The organism is Polaribacter sp. Asnod1-A03 (assembly GCF_045063585.1).
Classification (GTDB): domain Bacteria; phylum Bacteroidota; class Bacteroidia; order Flavobacteriales; family Flavobacteriaceae; genus Polaribacter.
In genome coordinates this window covers 3,107,332-3,123,268 of sequence record NZ_JBEFOE010000009.1, presented here as the reverse complement: position 1 = coordinate 3,123,268, position 15,937 = coordinate 3,107,332, and the positions used below count along the sequence as shown (strand labels likewise).

The following is a 15,937-nucleotide window of genomic DNA, read 5'->3' as shown; positions in this document are numbered from 1 at the left end:
TTATGTTTAATTTTTAATTAATCTTCTACATATTCTAAAATATCCGCAGGTTGGCAATCTAAAGCTTTGCAAATAGCTTCTAATGTAGAAAAACGTACTGCTTTTGCTTTACCAGATTTTAAGATGGATAAGTTTGCAGTGGTAATGCCAATAATTTCTGCTAATTCTTTGCTTCGCATTTTTCGTTTGGCGAGCATTACATCAAGATTTACAATGATTGGCATATTATATTGTTAGATCGTTTTCTTGTTTTAATTCTTTTGCAGAGAGCATTGCTTTACTTTGAATTATTAAAAATAAACCGATAGTAGTGATAAATAAACAAATGATTAAATCGCTATCAAAAGTTAGTTGAAAGGTTTTATCAATTAATCTTCTAAAGAAACTTATTACAACAACAGAAAAAGAAAAAATGCCAGAATAGACGAATGCTTTTCCACTTTTTTTCAAACTATTGATAATTAAAGCTGTAAAATAATTCTTTTTTAGTAAATGCTTTGCTATTTTTCTAAGTTGAAATAAAGCAATTATAAAGAAGATATAAGATATAATACTAAAGAAGAATATTAACCAATAAATTAATTCCCATGCCTCAACAGGGGAATTATGCATATTAATTTTTAATACGCCATTTGGTATATTGAAAAAGATACCGAGAATAAAAATAAGTTGTGATACGAATAATCCATCAATTAAGATTTTAAAAAATTTATTAGTTTTCATAATTATATTGTTAAATCGTTTTCAGATTGAATTTCAATTCCTCTTTTTACAATCTGTGCAAAAATGAAGATAACACCTGCTAAAAAGAGAAAATCACTTGAGAATAAATCCATAGAGAAATCATACTTTTTTCCTGTGTATTGAATATGAGTATTGTGTAGCATTGCAAGAATCCACAAATTAAAAATACTATAACTAATATTTTGCATCAATTTTTGAACTTCAATGTTAAATGGTTTTTCTAGGTTTAAGGCTTTTAATAATTTAGTAACCAGTAAAGCAATGTAGGCTTCTGTAGCAAACAAAGCAATTTTGTAGCTCACAATAAAAGTGTATTGTGTAAAACTAAGATTGTAATATTCAGATAAATTTAAACCAGCATATAAGTTTTTTGCTGCTTCAGGATTTCCAATACTTATAAAATAAGATATTAAAATAGCGCCTGTTTTTATACACAATCCTATAAAGACAATCCAAGAAAGAATGTGCATCACTTTTAAAATACTTGCTGTTTTCATCAAAAATTATTTTTAGTATTTAAAATGTAAATATATAAAAATTATTGATAAACAATAATAAAATACTAAAAAAAGATAATTTATACTTTTTTGATAACACTAGTTACAATTCCCCAGATCATAAAATCATTCTCTTCTGTAATGTTTATAATTGGGTAATTAGGGTTTTCTGGTTGTAACCAAACTTCATTTTTTTCTACACGAAGTCTTTTTACTGTAAACTCTCCATCTAAAAAACAAACAGCAATTTTATTGTTGGTAGGTTCTAAACTTCTATCAATAACTAACAAATCGTTATCATCTAAACCTGCATTAATCATAGATTGTCCTTTTACTTTGGCAAAAAAAGTAGCGTCTTTGTTTTGTATCAATTCATCATCTAAAGAAATTCTAGTTTCTCTAAAATCATCTGCAGGCGAAGGAAAACCAGCAGAAATGCCAACATCAACCAAAACGGCTCCATCTCCAGAAGAAGCCTTTGGTGTAAAAAAAGTAAGATTTTTAGTTCCAATCATAAGTAGTTGCAAATTATAACTTTTCTTGAAATGTTTTAGATATTATTTTAGAATTAAAAAATGTTGTGAATTTTAAGTTATTAAATTGTTCTCGATACAATTTTTCGTGCCTCAAAACCACTCGAACTGACATATTAGAATTAAGAAAGGTAAAAATAAAACAGGTAATTAAAATACTGTTTTACAATTATTACAGATGTGTTTTGTTTTTTCAAAAAAAGGAAATAACATAAAAAATATATTTTTCCTTTTAAGAGGAGCAATTAAAATTTTAGTAGAATTACAGTTAGGACAAAAAATATCGTTTCCATTTTTATCTTTTTGATATGTTCTAATTTCATTGTAAATAGTAGCAGCTTTATCAAAATCATTTTTATGAACCAACAATTTTACGCCACCAATTGCATTGCTAACCAAAGGATCAGTATCTATCGTTTTTTCGTCCATTAGTAAGGTTTTTAAACCTTCTGAATCTAATTTAGATTTGGTAACATGTGCTTCTGTAGAATAATCAAAAACGGCTAAAATTTTATAATTATCATTCATAAAAAAAACTTATTTAGTGGCTTTTACAATTAAAATATCATTCATATTTGTTGTAAATCTAGGAGATAATCTTTCTTGACGCATTTTCCAAGTGCGTTTTAAATCTTGATTTCCTAACTTAATTTTGTCTGCTTTAAATTTACGATTTAATTTGTCAATTGCAGACATTAACGGCTTGTGTTTTGGATTTTCGTGCGAAAATAAATTGAGTTGAAAATTATCATTAGGTACTAAACCAGTAACAATTACACCAGCTCTTTTGTATTTAATTCCGGATTTAAAAATCATTTTTACAGCTTCTACAGCAGCTTTAGAAATAGTTAATGTAGAATCTGTTGGGTACGAAAAAACCACTGTTTTACTTTCTCTATGTTGTGGTGCGTTTTTTTGATGACGATCGCTAGACAGTTGTACAATTACCATGTGACAACTCGATGCTTGGTTGCGTAATTTTTCTGCACAACTTGCTGCAAAAGTAGAAATACGTTCTTTTATATTGTCGATATCAGAATAGGTATATTCAAAACTTCTTGTCGTTGCAATCATTTTTTTGGATGAAATTTCTTCTAACGGAATTTTAGAAATGCCTTGTAAATCTTTTTGCAAACGCCATTCTACAATAGAAAATTCTTTTAAAATCCAATCGCTAGACAGTTGTGTAAAATGGTAAGCATTTGTACAACCTTTGGCTTCTAATCGGGTTTTTAAACGACGACCAATTCCCCAAACGTTGCCAATTTCTGTCCATTTTAAGGCTTTAATTCTGTTTTCTTCACAATCAATAATACAAATTCCTTTAGATTGCTTTATGTTAGAACGCGCAATTTTATTGGCAACTTTACTAAGTGCTTTGGTTGGCGCAATTCCTACACAAGTAGGTATTCCGGTCCATTTTAAAATTCTACTTCTAATTTTTGTAGCATATTCTTCTAAGTCATAATTTTCAAAACCTTTTAATTGTAAAAAAGATTCGTCAATAGAATACACTTCTACATCCGGAGAAAAATCAGCTAAAATATTCATTATTCTAGCACTCATATCTCCATATAAAGGATAATTAGAAGATAAAACCGTAATATTTTTTTCTTTGCAAAATTGTTCCCATTTAAAAATTGGCGCACCAAATGGGAGTTCTAATTTCTTAGCTTCGTCGCTCATAGAAATTACACAACCATCGTTATTACTTAAAATAGCAACTGGTTTTCCTTGCAAGTTCGGATTAAAAACCCGCTCGCAAGAAGTATAAAAATTATTACAATCTATTAGTGCAAACATGCTATAAAAGTACCTAAAAATAGAATGTAAAATAACGTTGTTAATATCTTAATCGGTAAAAGTGAGGAAGTAGTTATCAATCTAACTTAAAACCAATTTATTATAAGCATTTTTAAGTTTTTCAATTACAATTACCATTTCTTCGTTTTCTAAATGACCAAAACCAAAACGAATGGCGCAGGTATTTTTGTCTTGATATAAAATGGTTTTTGGTAGAAATAAATTGTTTTTTTCTGCTTCTTCAGCTAGTTTTACTAAAGATATTTGTTGTGAGAATTGTAACCAAATAGCCAATCCGCCAGAAGGAATTTTCCAATGTGCAATTTCGGAAAAATGTTGCGTTAAAAGTTGGCACAAACAATCTCGTCTTTGTTTATAAATAACAATATTTTTTTTTATGAGACGATAAATTTCACCTTCATTAATTAATTCAGATAACATTTGTTGTTGAATTAAATCGCCTTGTTCGTCTAATAATTGTAAATAATTTTTTGCTTCAGAAATTAAATTTTCTGGTGCAATTACAAACCCTGTTTGAAAACTAGGGAATAAAGATTGTCCTAATTTCCCTAAATAAATGACCATTCCGTTTGCATCAGAACTCGCCATTGGTAGCATTGCAGAACCTTCAAACTGAAAATCGTAATCGTAATCATCTTCAATAATTGCAAAACCATATTCTTTTGCCAATTGTAACAAGGCCAAACGACGATCTGCACTCAATTTTACAGTTGTTGGGTAATCTCTATGTGCACAGATATAAATACATCGAATGCTGTTTTTTATAAAATGTTTTTTAATATAATCTACCTTTAAACCATCGGCATCTACTGGAATCGTTTTAATACTTGCGCCTGTTTGTTGAAAAATCATATTGGCAGCATAATTACTTAAATTACCCACTAAAACAATGTCGTTTTGTTTTATCAATAATTGAGAAACAATGTACAAACTCATTTCTGTACTACGTGTACTTATTAAATTATTTGGGTTGATGTGGAAACCTCTTGTGGCATTTAAGTGATTAGAAAGATGTGTTTGAAACAACGAAAAAGAAGATTCGTTGGGTCTGTTCCATTTTTTAATCAATGTTTTTCGTTTCATTGCGGCGCTGTACCATCTAGAAAATTGATGCACAGGATGCAAACGTAAATCTGGTTTACCGTCGTTAATGGTATATTTAGCTTCCGTTACTTGAACTGTTGATGTTAAATGAAATGATTTTTGAAATGGAAATCCGGTTGTTTTTGCAGTGTTATACGCTTCATTTATTTTTTGCGAAGATGCTTTTATTTTTGCTGTTTTTAGTGCTGGTTCTAAAATAAAAGTACCTTTATTAGGAATGATTTCTACCCAATCTTGCGACGCTAATTCTTCGTAAATAGCAACTGCGGTATTTCGGTGTATTTTTAAAGATTGACTTAAAACTCGTGTTCCGGGTAAAAGAGTTCCTTTAGTTATATAGCCACGTTGTATGGCATTTATTATTTGCTGAGCAATTTGTATATAAACAGGTTGAGGTATCGATTTATCAAAATGTATTAATTGCTTAAAAAGAGTATTAACCGGACTATCTGTCATTTTATAACTGGACTATTTTAATCGTCCGGAAAGTTACGAGTTTTGCATCGTTTTTAAATCACTATTTATGAAAATTAAAATTACCTTAATAATTACTTTATTGTTTGTTGCTTTTCAAGTAAAAGCACAAACTAATACCGTAAAAAGAGATACCTTAAAAGAAGTTATAATTACTTCTACTAGAATCGATTTGCCTTTTAAAGAAAACTCTAGAACTATAAACGTTATTACACCTGAAGTTATAAAAAATAGTGCAGCTACCAATGTTGCCGATTTGTTACAACAAGTTGCTGGTGTAGATATTAGAAGAAGAGGAACTGCAGGAAGTCAAGCAGATTTGTATATTAGAGGTGGCGGTTTCGATCAAACTTTATTATTGATTGATGGCATTAAAATGGATGATTCTCAAACCGGACATCATACATTAAATGCTGCTTTACCAATTGAAGTTATCGAAAGAATAGAAATTATTAAAGGTCCTGCAGCAAGAGTTTTCGGTCAGAATGCATTTACAGGAGCTATTAATATTGTAACCAAAAAGAGATTAGCAAATACAGCATCTGTAAATGTAGAAGCAGGTTCTTTTGGTCAGTTAAATGGTTCTGTTACGGTTGGTAAAGAGTTTAAAAATTCATCAATAATTGCACATGTTGGCGCATTAACATCAGACGGATATCGTAATAATTCTGATTATAATAATTACAATTATTTCTTAAAAGGAGTTTTTAATAAACAACAACAACCAATAGAAGTTCTAGCTACTTTTTTTGATAAAAAATATGGAGCAGAAAATTTTTACACTACAAACGAAACTTTTCATGAATATGAAGAAACTCAGAATAGTGTAATTGGAGTTTCTACTACTTTTAAAACAGAAAACTTAAAAATAACACCAAGGGTTTATTGGAGAAGAGGACAAGATATTTTTTTATTAAGAAGAGACGACCCTAGTTTTTATAGAAACTTACATATTACTAATAAAGTAGGTGTAGAAACCAATGCTTCTTACACGTCTAATTTAGGTGTTACAGGTTTTGGTATTGATGTTTCTAAAGTTTCTATTAGTAGTACTAATTTAGGTGATAGAAATAGAACGATGGCAAACTTATTTTTAGAGCATCGTTTTAAATTGGCAAATGATAAATTAGATATAACTCCAGGAGTTGCGGTTACTTATTTTTCTGATTTTAAATTTCATGCCTTTCCTGGTTTAGATTTAGGATTTAAAATAACAGACAATTTAAAAGCCTACGGAAACATTGGTTATACGTATAGAATACCAACTTATACAGATTTGTTTTACAGCGATCCTGCAACTGTTGGTAATGAAAACTTAGACCCAGAAGAAGCTTTTGCGCAAGAAATTGGTTTTAAATTTGATGATACTCAATTTTCTGCATCGGTAGCTTTTTTTAACAGAGATTCAGATAATTTAATTGATTATGTAAGAGAAAATACTGATGATGGTATATTTACAGCTACAAATATTGCAGAAGTAAATACGCAAGGTTTTGAATTTAATGCATCTTATAATTTTAAGGTAGGCGCTTATAATCAAACGTTAGCAACTGGTTATACTTTTTTAGAAGACGATATTTTAGACCAAAATAAAGATTTATCTCGTTATTCTTTAAACACGTTAAAACATCAATTTACAACACGTTTTTCATCAAAATTATTTAAAAATGTAAGTCAGAATATTATTTACAAACACGCAGAACGTACCATTGGTACAAGTTATAATGTTTGGGATGCTTCTATAATTGTTGATGTAAATAAAGTTAGTTTTACAATTACTGCAAATAATATTTTTAATGCAGATTATATAGAATCTGGTTTTGTACCAATGCCACCAAGCAACGTTTTATTTGGATTGAGATATAATTTTTAAAAAGAATTAATTTCCCGTTTTTTCTAAGGCCTTGGTATATTTATGCCAAGGATTTTAAAGTTATTTTTATATTCTTTATCTGTTAAAAAATGAGTAATATAAAACATAAAATTGTTTAAATTATTAGATTTAAATCCTCAAAACTATTTATTAGAAAGAAAGAATCACAAATTGTAGAATCAAAAGATTCTGAGTTTGAGGCTTTGGGAGAAAAACCAAAAAGAACACGTTTAAAAATTAAAATTAAACAAAATGAAATTGCTAAAGGAAAAGTATAATTATAGAATAATGACTATTTTAGCGAAAACCATTCATGCTGTCTTTGGATAGAAACTCATTCTGATTTATAAAATAAAAATGCAACATAAATTTCAATATTTACTTTTTTTAATACTAATACTTACACAAGTTACTTTATCTCACGGACAAAAGAATAAACCAACTACTGGCCCTGTTTTTGATACTATTGGAGCTGTATTCTCTATTGATAATTTAGATTTTATTCCAGATCCTTCTCAAGAATTAAAAGCTATTTTTGATGTTGATAGAAAACAAACAAACCCAAGTAAAATAAACTCTATTATTTCTAGTTTACACCGTTATTACAATATGCATGTTCGCTACGGAACCCCAAAAAATAAAATTCGCTTAGCTCTTGTTTTACATGGAAGTTCTACAAAAGATGCCCTGTCATCATCTGTTTACAAAGAAAAATTTAAAGTAGATAATCCAAATAAGCAATTAATAAAATCTCTTTCAGATGTAGGTGTCGAAGTGTTTTTATGTGGACAATCGATGTCATATAGTGGATACAATAAAGCAGATTTGTTACCCGAAGTTAAAGTTGCTTTATCGGCTATGAGTGTGTTGACAGTATATCAAATGAAAAATTATTCGCTTATTAAATTCTAAAAATAGTATTTAATAATGATTACTGTGCTCGATAAACTTTACAGTATATATTTTACCTAATATTTCAGCTAAATTTAGATTTAATTTTTTTTGAAAATTGGTCTAAAATGATATATTTTTATCTCTTGTTTTCTTAATCAATAGCTTCTTTAAAAAAAGATAAGGAAATCAATTTTGTATGTGTTTATTAAAAAAAGGATAGAATACTCTCTTAAATTTCAAAATATCTTAAGATTAAATCATAGGAAAGAAATATAAACGAACTAATCTTGAGTATAAAGTTGCTAAACAAAAATAGTTTTTAAACTTTTTTCGAAGTAATTTAGATTAAATGTAACAAAACTTATTTTTTAACTACTAATAGTAGAAACTCATCCAAAACTTTAATACTTCAGTATTATTACTTCTAGAATTGATAAAAAATTATTAAAGCTAAAAATCAGCAAAAAGAGTGCTCTTTGAAAGTTGGTTTTAAGAGTAATGAGTATCTCTTTACTTTGACAAAATAAATCACTTTATTCAGTCAAAAAATCTTTATATTTAATTATTTTAAAACTAATTGTTATGATGGAATGGTATTTAGAATTATCCTCTTTTGAAAAGACTTATTGGATAATAACCGCAATTTCTACCTTATTCTTTTTATTTGTTTTGATAAGTACTTTTATTGGAGCAGATACAGATGATATTGGTGATGTAGATGTGGAAATAGAAGCAGATACAGGTGTTGGTTTTCAGTTTTTTACATTTAAAAATTTAGTTGCATTTTTTGCTATTTTCGGTTGGAGTGGACTTGCAAGTTTAGACGCGGGTAATTCTAAAACGATAACTGTTATAATTTCTATTTTTTGTGGTTTATTAATGATGTTTATAATGGCAGCAATGTTTTATTACATTAGTAAATTAACATCTAGCGGAACCTTAAAAATGCAAAATGCTTTAAATGCAATTGGCGAAGTATATTTAACTGTTGGTGCTAAAAGGTCTAAAATTGGTAAAGTACAAATAAAAATACAAGGAGCTTTAAGAGAGTTAGAAGCCCTAACAGATTATAAAGAAGATTTAAAGCAAGGAAATGTTATAAAAGTGATTGAAGTAACAAATAACGGAATTTTAATAATAGAACCTCAAAAATAAAACAATGCTAAATTTAATGATTTTACAAAGTAACCCTTTTACGGGTTTAATTGGAATAGGAGTTGCAATTCTATTCGTTTTTATATTATTAGTTGCAATGATAAAACGCTACAAAAGATGTCCTTCGGATAGAATTTTAGTAGTGTATGGTAAAGTTAGTGGTGGCGAATCTGCCAAATGTATTCATGGTGGAGCCGCATTTATTTTACCTGTAATTCAAGATTATGAGTTTTTAGATTTAACACCAATGTCTATAGAAGTTAATTTGGTAAATGCTTTATCAAAACAAAATATTCGTGTAAATGTACCTTCTAGATTTACAATAGGTGTTTCTACAGAACCAGGTATTATGCAAAATGCAGCAGAACGATTATTAGGTTTAGGTCTGCCAGATATTCAAGAATTGGCAAAAGAAATTATTTTTGGTCAATTACGTTTGGTAGTTGCCTCTATGGATATTGAAGAAATTAATAATGATAGAGATAAATTCTTAACCAATATTTCGCAAAGTGTAGAAACAGAGTTAAAGAAAGTTGGTTTAAAATTAATCAACGTAAATATTACGGATATTGTTGATGAGTCTGGTTATATAGAAGCTTTAGGGAAAGAAGCAGCAGCACATGCAATTAATGCAGCACGTAAATCTGTTGCAGAAAAAAATAGAGATGGTTCTATTGGTGAGGCTAATGCTGTACAAGACCAAAGAACACAAGTTGCAGCTGCAAATGCACAAGCTGTTGAAGGAGAAAATACAGCAAAAATTGCAGTAGCTAATTCAGACTCTTTACGTAGACAAAGAGAAGCAGAAGCAGAACGTACGGCAATTGCATCAGAAAAAGTACAAACAGCAAACGCTCTAAGAGAATCTTATGCAGCAGAGCAAGAAGCAGAGGTTGCAAGAGCAGAAAGAGAGCGTTCTTCTCAATTAGCAGATGTTATTGTACCTGCAGAAATAGATAAGCGTAAAGTAGAAATTGATGCGGAAGCACAAGCAGAAAATATTAGAAGAATAGCAAAAGGTGAAGCAGATGCTATTTTATTTAAAGCACAAGCAGAAGCACAAGGATTGTATGAAGTTTTAACAAAACAAGCAGCAGGTTTAGATGAAATAGTGAAAGCAGCTGGTAATGATTCTCAAAATGCAGCATTATTGTTAATTGCTGATAAGTTACCAGAACTGGTAAAAACTCAAGCAGAAGCTATTAAAAATATTAAAATTGATAAAGTTACTGTTTGGGAAAACGGAGGAGGAAAAGACGGAAAAACATCAACTTCTAATTTTATTTCTGGTATGTATAAAGCAGTGCCACCTTTACAAGAAATGTTTAATATGGCAGGTATGCAATTACCAGATTATTTAAAAGGAAAAGAACTGTCAGAAGCATCTACAATAGATATTGATGAAACCAAAAGTAGTAATTTACCTTCTTAAAAGTAATTTTTTTTATAATATGATTTAATCTTAGAATTAAGAAGATTGATAGATTTTTTAAAATGGGTATTTATACTTGTTTTTGTAATTTATGGTTTTATTACCTTTCGATTGTTTAAAGTTATTGTTTACATATACAAAATTTTGTATGTATAAGTATGAAAAAAATTAATATAAGTACTTAAATATACTCTTGTTCTCTACCATTAAGAAACTCTCTTATAATTATAAAATACAAACAGTTTTTTACTTTAAGTAAAAAACTGTTTGTTGTTTTTTAAAAGAAGAAAGAATGAGTTAGTAAGTAATTAGAAACATTACTTTAAGAACAGAAAAAGTCCTTTTAAGAACAAAAAGCAAAAATAAAACTATAAATTTTTGATTTTTAGTAAATTAGCGATGGGAATAAAAATATCTAAATTATGAAAGCTTGTCCAAAATGTAAATCTCCTTCGAGAGATAGAATAAGAAGAAAGCCTATTTTAAAACTAATTCCAGGAACAAAAGCTTATTCTTGTAATGTATGTGATACAAGGTATACATATTTTTATTTTGTAAATCAATCATTTAGGGTTTGAATTATAAAAGCCTTCGAATCTTATTGTTTCGAAGGTTTTTATAATCCTGACAAGGTTATTGTGTTATTTAAACAACCTAAAAATATCATTACCGTTTGCAAAAAGTAATAAGGCTACTAAAATTATAAAACCAGTTACTTGTGCGTATTCTAAAAACTTGTCTCCAGGTTTCTTACCTGTAATCATTTCCCAAAGGGTAAAAACTACGTGTCCACCATCTAAAGCAGGTATTGGTAAAAGATTCATAAAACCTAACATTATAGATAAAAATGCTGTAATGTTCCAGAAAGATTCTGCACTCCATTCCGATGGAAAAATACTCCCAATAGAAATAAAACCACCTAAACCTTTATAGGCTCCTGTACTAGGGTTAAAAATCTTTTTTAGTTGTTTAATATAGTCTGTAAGTGTTTTTACAGATTTGTTCCAACCTGCAGGTATTGCTTCTGCAAAAGAATATTCTATTTCAGCTAAATTATAATAACCTAATTTTTCTAAGTCTTTAAAAGAAAGTTGACCTAATCCAACGCCTAATTTACCTTCATTAGTAACTTTTACAGGAATAGCTTTAGTTTCTGTGCCTCTTTTAACTGTAACTGTTATGTCTTGGTTTTTAAATTTATCTAATTCAGTTTGGGCTTCATCAAAATATTTAATGGCGTTTCCGTTAATAGAAACTACAATATCTTTTGCTTTTAAATCTGAGTTTATATTTGGTGAATCCTCTGAAACAGCTGCAATTACAAAAGGATATCTTGGTAATAAAATTGCACCAGCATCTTTACCTCTGTCAACTAATTGAGAAATAAAATTTTCCGGAATTTCTTTTTCTACAACTTCCCCGTTTCTTTCTATTTGAAAATCATTTCCGTTTACGAAACCTAAGGTAAGTTCAGAGAATTTTTTAATTTTTTCACCATCAATCGTTAAAATTTTATCTCCAGTTTCTAAGCCTAAATTCATGGCTAAAGAATCTTGTACCCAAACACCGTCTTTTACATTGTCGTTTGGTAAAAACTTTTCACCATAAGTATACATTAACATTATGTAGATAAAAATACCTAATACAAAGTTTACAAAAACTCCTCCTAACATAATAATTAAACGTTGCCATGCAGGTTTAGATCTAAACTCCCAAGGTTGTGGTGGTAAAGCCATTTGTTCGGTATCCATGCTTTCATCAATCATACCAGATATTTTTACATATCCACCTAAAGGAATCCAACCAATACCATAAACGGTTTCTCCTATTTTTTTCTTAAAAATTGAAAACTTATAATCAAAAAAAAGATAAAATTTTTCTACTCTTGTTTTAAACAATTTTGCAGGCACAAAGTGTCCTAACTCGTGCAAAACAATCAATAAAGATAAACTTAAAATAAATTGCGATGCTTTTATTAATATTTCCATTCAGCGTTAAATCATAATTATAATGGTCGCAAATGTACGTTTTTAAAGAGAGTATAAAAAGTGTTAATAGAATGTCATTTTTAATTTAACAAAGATTTTACAAAGTATTTGTTTTTGTTTGTTTTTCTATGGTGGTTTTAAGTCGTAAATTTGTATTTATAAATTTATTTTATGGATTTTAAATTCTTTAAAAAATCGTTACCAACACTTATTTTTTTTATAGTTTTTTCTGCTGTTTCACTACCTGTTTTTTATCATTTATTAAAAGTAGATAATCGTCTTAAAATTTACAATCCAGCAGATGTAAACCCTAGATTGGTAGACGATAGTATGTTGCATATTCAAAAAAATCATACTGTTGCAGATTTTGAATTGATCAATCAAAAAGGAGAATTTATCACTAATAATAATTACAAGAATAAAATTTATGTAGCAGATTTTTTCTTTACACGTTGTCAAACTATTTGCATTGCAATGGCTTATAATATGAGTGAGTTGCAAGAGTTTTATAAAAACGATGCTGATATTATGTTTCTTTCTCATTCTGTTACGCCAGTGATAGACAGTGTTTCTGTTTTAAAAGAATATGCAGAAAGAAAAGGTGTTATTGATGGAAAATGGAATGTAACTACCGGAAGTAAAAAGCATATTTACGAATTGGCAAGAAAAAGTTATTTTGCTGTTTTAGATGAAGGAAACGGAGATGAAAATGATTTTATTCATACAGAACAATTTGTTTTGGTAGATAAAGAAAGACGTATCCGTGGGTATTACGATGGAACAGAAAAAAAGGATATGCAAAAATTAAAAGAAGATATTGTTTTGTTAAAAGAAGAATATGCTTCTAAATAAGCTGTTTAGAATCATTCTAAATTCTTATATTTGCCTTCCAAATAAAATTCATTGAGCACAATAGCTACGTTACAAAAAGGAGAAATTGGTTATATTTCTGAAGAATCGTTAGATTTTATTCCTTTAAAATTATTAGAAATGGGTTGTTTACCCGGTGCAGAAGTGCAATTGGTTCAAGTTGCACCTTTAAAAGATCCGCTTTACATCTGTGTAAATGGTAGTCATTTAGCAATTAGAAAAGAAACTGCATCTCAAATTCAAATACTTAAAGTAAGTTTATAATATGTCTAAAAATGATATAAAAGTTGCTTTAATAGGTAACCCTAATACTGGTAAAACTTCGTTATTTAATCAACTTACAGGTTTAAATCAAAAAGTTGGTAATTATCCAGGGATTACAGTAGATAAAAAGGAAGGTAAAAGTAAATTATCTGCAACACAAAATGCAGTTATTACAGATTTACCAGGAACTTATAGTATAAACCCTACCTCTTTAGATGAAAGTATTGTTTTAAAAACGTTATTAAAAAAAGATATAAAAGAATCTCCAGATGTAATTTTAGTAGTCGCTGATGTAGAGAATTTAAAAAGAAATTTACTGCTGTTTTCTCAAATTAAAGACTTAGAAATCCCTACAGTTCTGGCAATCAATATGGTTGATCAAATGGAAAGAAAAGGTATTTCTATAGATTTATCATTATTAAAAGAAGAGTTAAGTACAGAAGTTGTTTTAATAAGTGCAAGAAAAAAGGAAGGTATAAATGACGTAAAAGAAGCAATTATTCGTTGTCATGTTGCGGCAAAAGCATCACCTTTATGCGGAATTAATCATCAAATTGATCCTGATTATTTTGATAAATTAAAAGAAATTAGCCCCAATTATTCTATGTATGAGTTGTGGTTGATGGTTACTCAAAATAATTATCCAGAAACAATTTCATCCGAAGAAAAACAAAAGTTACTAGATTTTAAAAAAGACATTTCTAAGTTAAAAAAATATCAACATAAAGAAACTATTTATCGTTATCAAGAGATTAATAAAATTCTTAAGAAAACCTACATTGTTGATAAAAGTAAAGCAACCGATTTACGTAGTAAATTAGATAGAGTTTTTACACATAAAGTTTTTGGTTATGTGTTTTTTGTAGTCTTATTATTAGTGATTTTTCAATCTATTTTTGATTGGGCTTCTATTCCAATGGATTTTATTGACGGTACATTTGCTGAAATTGCAGATTTTACAAAAGATAATTTACCAACCGGAGTTCTTACGGATTTATTAACAGAAGGAATTATACCAGGTATTGGAGGAGTAATTATATTTATTCCACAAATTGCCATTTTATTTTTATTTGTGGCAATATTAGAAGAAACTGGTTATATGAGTCGTGTGGTTTTTCTAATGGATAAAATTATGCGTCGTTTTGGTATGAATGGTAAAAGTGTAATTCCGTTAATTTCGGGTACAGCTTGTGCAATACCAGCAATTATGGCAACCAGAACCATTTCTAGTTGGAAAGAAAGATTGATTACTATTTTGGTAACGCCATTTACCACTTGTTCTGCACGTTTGCCAGTTTATGCAATTCTAATTGCATTGGTTATTCCTGATAAAAAAGTATTTGGTTTTTTAAATCTACAGGGTTTAGTATTACTGGCTTTATATGCTTTAGGTTTTGCATCTGCAGTTATAGCAGCATATATTTTACATAAAACATTAAATGTAAAAACAAAGTCATTTTTTGTTGTAGAAATGCCAAATTATAAATTACCATCTATAAAAAATGTGTTTTATGAAGTAGTAGAGAAAACAAAAGCATTTGTTTTGGGAGCAGGTAAAATAATTTTAGCGCTATCCATTGTTTTGTGGTTTTTAGCATCTAATGGAGGAGAAAAGTATAATAATGCAGAAAAATACGTTACAGAAAATGTTGATAATAAGAATTTAAGTGATGATGAAATTCAACAAAAAATAGCTTCTGTAAAATTAGAAAATTCATACATAGGTGTTCTTGGAAAATCCATAGAACCAGCTATAAAACCTTTGGGTTACGATTGGAAAATAGGAATTGCATTGATAACATCATTTGCAGCAAGAGAAGTTTTTGTAGGTACATTGGCAACAATCTACAGTGTAGAAGCAGATGACGAAGATACAACTACCATTAAGCAAAAAATGGCATCAGAAATAAATCCTGATACGGGCGAAAAGCGTTTTAATTTCCCTGTTGGTATGTCTTTAATGGTTTTTTACGCATTTGCAATGCAATGTATGGCAACTTTAGCGATTGTAAAGAGAGAAACAAAAAGTTGGAAATGGCCATTAATTCAATTATTTGGTTTGGCTTTATTGGCTTATGTTTCGTCATTTTTAACCTATCAAATTTTAAGTTAATGCAAGAAATTATTATTTACATTCTTCTTTTTTTAGCAATTGTTTATTTGGTAAAAAAATATTTTTTTAGATCTAAGAAAAAAAGTAATTGTGGCACGGATTGTGGTTGTCATTAAACATATTCTTAAAGAGAAAATAATATATTAAAAATGTAAGGTTCTTTATTTTTAAA

16 protein-coding genes are annotated in these 15,937 nt (G+C 28.8%); 8 read left to right on the top strand and 8 right to left on the bottom strand.

Features of this window, described 5'->3' with window-relative positions:
* Positions 1 to 17 precede the first annotated feature (17 nt).
* The 7 genes from ACJJVY_RS13895 to ACJJVY_RS13865 all read right to left on the bottom strand — a co-directional run bounded on the left by ACJJVY_RS13895 (position 18) and on the right by ACJJVY_RS13865 (position 5,158).
* Complete coding sequence (locus ACJJVY_RS13895) at positions 18 to 224, bottom strand: helix-turn-helix domain-containing protein (RefSeq protein ID WP_405609942.1); 207 nt, start codon at positions 222 to 224, stop codon at positions 18 to 20.
* A gap of 1 nt (position 225) precedes the next feature.
* Positions 226 to 723 carry a DUF2975 domain-containing protein gene (locus ACJJVY_RS13890; RefSeq protein WP_405609939.1) on the bottom strand — a complete coding sequence of 166 codons (498 nt, stop codon included), beginning with the start codon at positions 721 to 723 and terminating at the stop codon, positions 226 to 228.
* Between the two features lie 2 nt (positions 724 to 725).
* Positions 726 to 1,241 (bottom strand): DUF2975 domain-containing protein, encoded by a 516-nt coding sequence (locus ACJJVY_RS13885; RefSeq protein WP_405609936.1) that lies wholly within the window; start codon positions 1,239 to 1,241, stop codon positions 726 to 728.
* 80 nt (positions 1,242 to 1,321) lie between these two features.
* Positions 1,322 to 1,756, bottom strand: coding sequence for a LexA family transcriptional regulator (locus tag ACJJVY_RS13880; RefSeq protein ID WP_091895148.1), 435 nt, complete (start codon positions 1,754 to 1,756; stop codon positions 1,322 to 1,324).
* A gap of 168 nt (positions 1,757 to 1,924) precedes the next feature.
* Positions 1,925 to 2,302 carry a DUF2007 domain-containing protein gene (locus ACJJVY_RS13875; protein WP_405609932.1) on the bottom strand — a complete coding sequence of 126 codons (378 nt, stop codon included), beginning with the start codon at positions 2,300 to 2,302 and terminating at the stop codon, positions 1,925 to 1,927.
* Between the two features lie 9 nt (positions 2,303 to 2,311).
* The gene (locus ACJJVY_RS13870) at positions 2,312 to 3,577 is read right to left on the bottom strand and encodes a Y-family DNA polymerase (RefSeq protein ID WP_405609929.1); all 1,266 of its coding nucleotides are present in this window, start codon (positions 3,575 to 3,577) and stop codon (positions 2,312 to 2,314) included.
* An 81-nt stretch (positions 3,578 to 3,658) separates the two neighbouring features.
* Positions 3,659 to 5,158 carry a PLP-dependent aminotransferase family protein gene (locus ACJJVY_RS13865; RefSeq protein ID WP_405609926.1) on the bottom strand — a complete coding sequence of 500 codons (1,500 nt, stop codon included), beginning with the start codon at positions 5,156 to 5,158 and terminating at the stop codon, positions 3,659 to 3,661.
* 67 nt (positions 5,159 to 5,225) lie between these two features.
* On the opposite strand from ACJJVY_RS13865, the gene ACJJVY_RS13860 reads away from it, so the two are divergent.
* From ACJJVY_RS13860 to ACJJVY_RS13845, 4 genes are all read left to right on the top strand, one after another.
* Positions 5,226 to 7,049 carry a TonB-dependent receptor plug domain-containing protein gene (locus ACJJVY_RS13860; protein WP_405609924.1) on the top strand — a complete coding sequence of 608 codons (1,824 nt, stop codon included), beginning with the start codon at positions 5,226 to 5,228 and terminating at the stop codon, positions 7,047 to 7,049.
* Positions 7,050 to 7,406: 357 nt separating this feature from the next.
* On the top strand, positions 7,407 to 7,961 hold the full coding sequence (locus tag ACJJVY_RS13855; protein WP_405609922.1) for a DsrE family protein: 555 nt from the start codon (positions 7,407 to 7,409) through the stop codon (positions 7,959 to 7,961).
* A 564-nt stretch (positions 7,962 to 8,525) separates the two neighbouring features.
* A complete protein-coding gene (locus tag ACJJVY_RS13850) occupies positions 8,526 to 9,098 on the top strand; it encodes a hypothetical protein (protein ID WP_405609919.1) in 573 nt (190 codons plus the stop codon).
* A 16-nt stretch (positions 9,099 to 9,114) separates the two neighbouring features.
* Entirely contained in the window at positions 9,115 to 10,530 is a 1,416-nt protein-coding gene (locus tag ACJJVY_RS13845; RefSeq protein ID WP_405609916.1) for a flotillin family protein, read from the top strand.
* 641 nt (positions 10,531 to 11,171) lie between these two features.
* On the opposite strand, the gene rseP is transcribed toward ACJJVY_RS13845, so the two are convergent.
* Complete coding sequence (gene rseP, locus ACJJVY_RS13840) at positions 11,172 to 12,518, bottom strand: RIP metalloprotease RseP (RefSeq protein ID WP_405609913.1); 1,347 nt, start codon at positions 12,516 to 12,518, stop codon at positions 11,172 to 11,174.
* 171 nt (positions 12,519 to 12,689) lie between these two features.
* On the opposite strand from rseP, the gene ACJJVY_RS13835 reads away from it, so the two are divergent.
* Genes ACJJVY_RS13835 through ACJJVY_RS13820 form a run of 4 tightly spaced genes read left to right on the top strand, consistent with a single transcriptional unit; the run spans position 12,690 to position 15,881 of the window.
* A complete protein-coding gene (locus ACJJVY_RS13835; RefSeq protein ID WP_405609910.1) occupies positions 12,690 to 13,370 on the top strand; it encodes an SCO family protein in 681 nt (226 codons plus the stop codon).
* A 51-nt stretch (positions 13,371 to 13,421) separates the two neighbouring features.
* Positions 13,422 to 13,652, top strand: coding sequence for a ferrous iron transport protein A (locus ACJJVY_RS13830; RefSeq protein WP_405609907.1), 231 nt, complete (start codon positions 13,422 to 13,424; stop codon positions 13,650 to 13,652).
* A 1-nt stretch (position 13,653) separates the two neighbouring features.
* Positions 13,654 to 15,765, top strand: coding sequence for a ferrous iron transport protein B (gene feoB, locus ACJJVY_RS13825; RefSeq protein WP_405609904.1), 2,112 nt, complete (start codon positions 13,654 to 13,656; stop codon positions 15,763 to 15,765).
* Positions 15,687 to 15,881, top strand: a complete 195-nt coding sequence (locus tag ACJJVY_RS13820) for a FeoB-associated Cys-rich membrane protein (RefSeq protein ID WP_405609901.1) — start codon at positions 15,687 to 15,689, stop codon at positions 15,879 to 15,881. Before feoB ends, ACJJVY_RS13820 begins: the two co-directional genes overlap by 79 nt.
* Positions 15,882 to 15,937: the final 56 nt, after the last annotated feature.

Coding starts and splice junctions, on each gene's coding strand:
- ACJJVY_RS13885 (WP_405609936.1), bottom strand. CDS start 1,241: ATGAAAACAGCAAGTATTTTAAAAGTGATGCACATTCTTTCTTGGATT.
- ACJJVY_RS13895 (WP_405609942.1), bottom strand. CDS start 224: ATGCCAATCATTGTAAATCTTGATGTAATGCTCGCCAAACGAAAAATG.
- ACJJVY_RS13820 (WP_405609901.1), top strand. CDS start 15,687: ATGGCCATTAATTCAATTATTTGGTTTGGCTTTATTGGCTTATGTTTC.
- ACJJVY_RS13845 (WP_405609916.1), top strand. CDS start 9,115: ATGATTTTACAAAGTAACCCTTTTACGGGTTTAATTGGAATAGGAGTT.
- ACJJVY_RS13875 (WP_405609932.1), bottom strand. CDS start 2,302: ATGAATGATAATTATAAAATTTTAGCCGTTTTTGATTATTCTACAGAA.
- ACJJVY_RS13850 (WP_405609919.1), top strand. CDS start 8,526: ATGATGGAATGGTATTTAGAATTATCCTCTTTTGAAAAGACTTATTGG.
- ACJJVY_RS13880 (WP_091895148.1), bottom strand. CDS start 1,756: ATGATTGGAACTAAAAATCTTACTTTTTTTACACCAAAGGCTTCTTCT.
- ACJJVY_RS13865 (WP_405609926.1), bottom strand. CDS start 5,158: ATGACAGATAGTCCGGTTAATACTCTTTTTAAGCAATTAATACATTTT.
- feoB (WP_405609904.1), top strand. CDS start 13,654: ATGTCTAAAAATGATATAAAAGTTGCTTTAATAGGTAACCCTAATACT.
- rseP (WP_405609913.1), bottom strand. CDS start 12,518: ATGGAAATATTAATAAAAGCATCGCAATTTATTTTAAGTTTATCTTTA.
- ACJJVY_RS13835 (WP_405609910.1), top strand. CDS start 12,690: ATGGATTTTAAATTCTTTAAAAAATCGTTACCAACACTTATTTTTTTT.
- ACJJVY_RS13860 (WP_405609924.1), top strand. CDS start 5,226: ATGAAAATTAAAATTACCTTAATAATTACTTTATTGTTTGTTGCTTTT.
- ACJJVY_RS13855 (WP_405609922.1), top strand. CDS start 7,407: ATGCAACATAAATTTCAATATTTACTTTTTTTAATACTAATACTTACA.
- ACJJVY_RS13890 (WP_405609939.1), bottom strand. CDS start 723: ATGAAAACTAATAAATTTTTTAAAATCTTAATTGATGGATTATTCGTA.
- ACJJVY_RS13870 (WP_405609929.1), bottom strand. CDS start 3,577: ATGTTTGCACTAATAGATTGTAATAATTTTTATACTTCTTGCGAGCGG.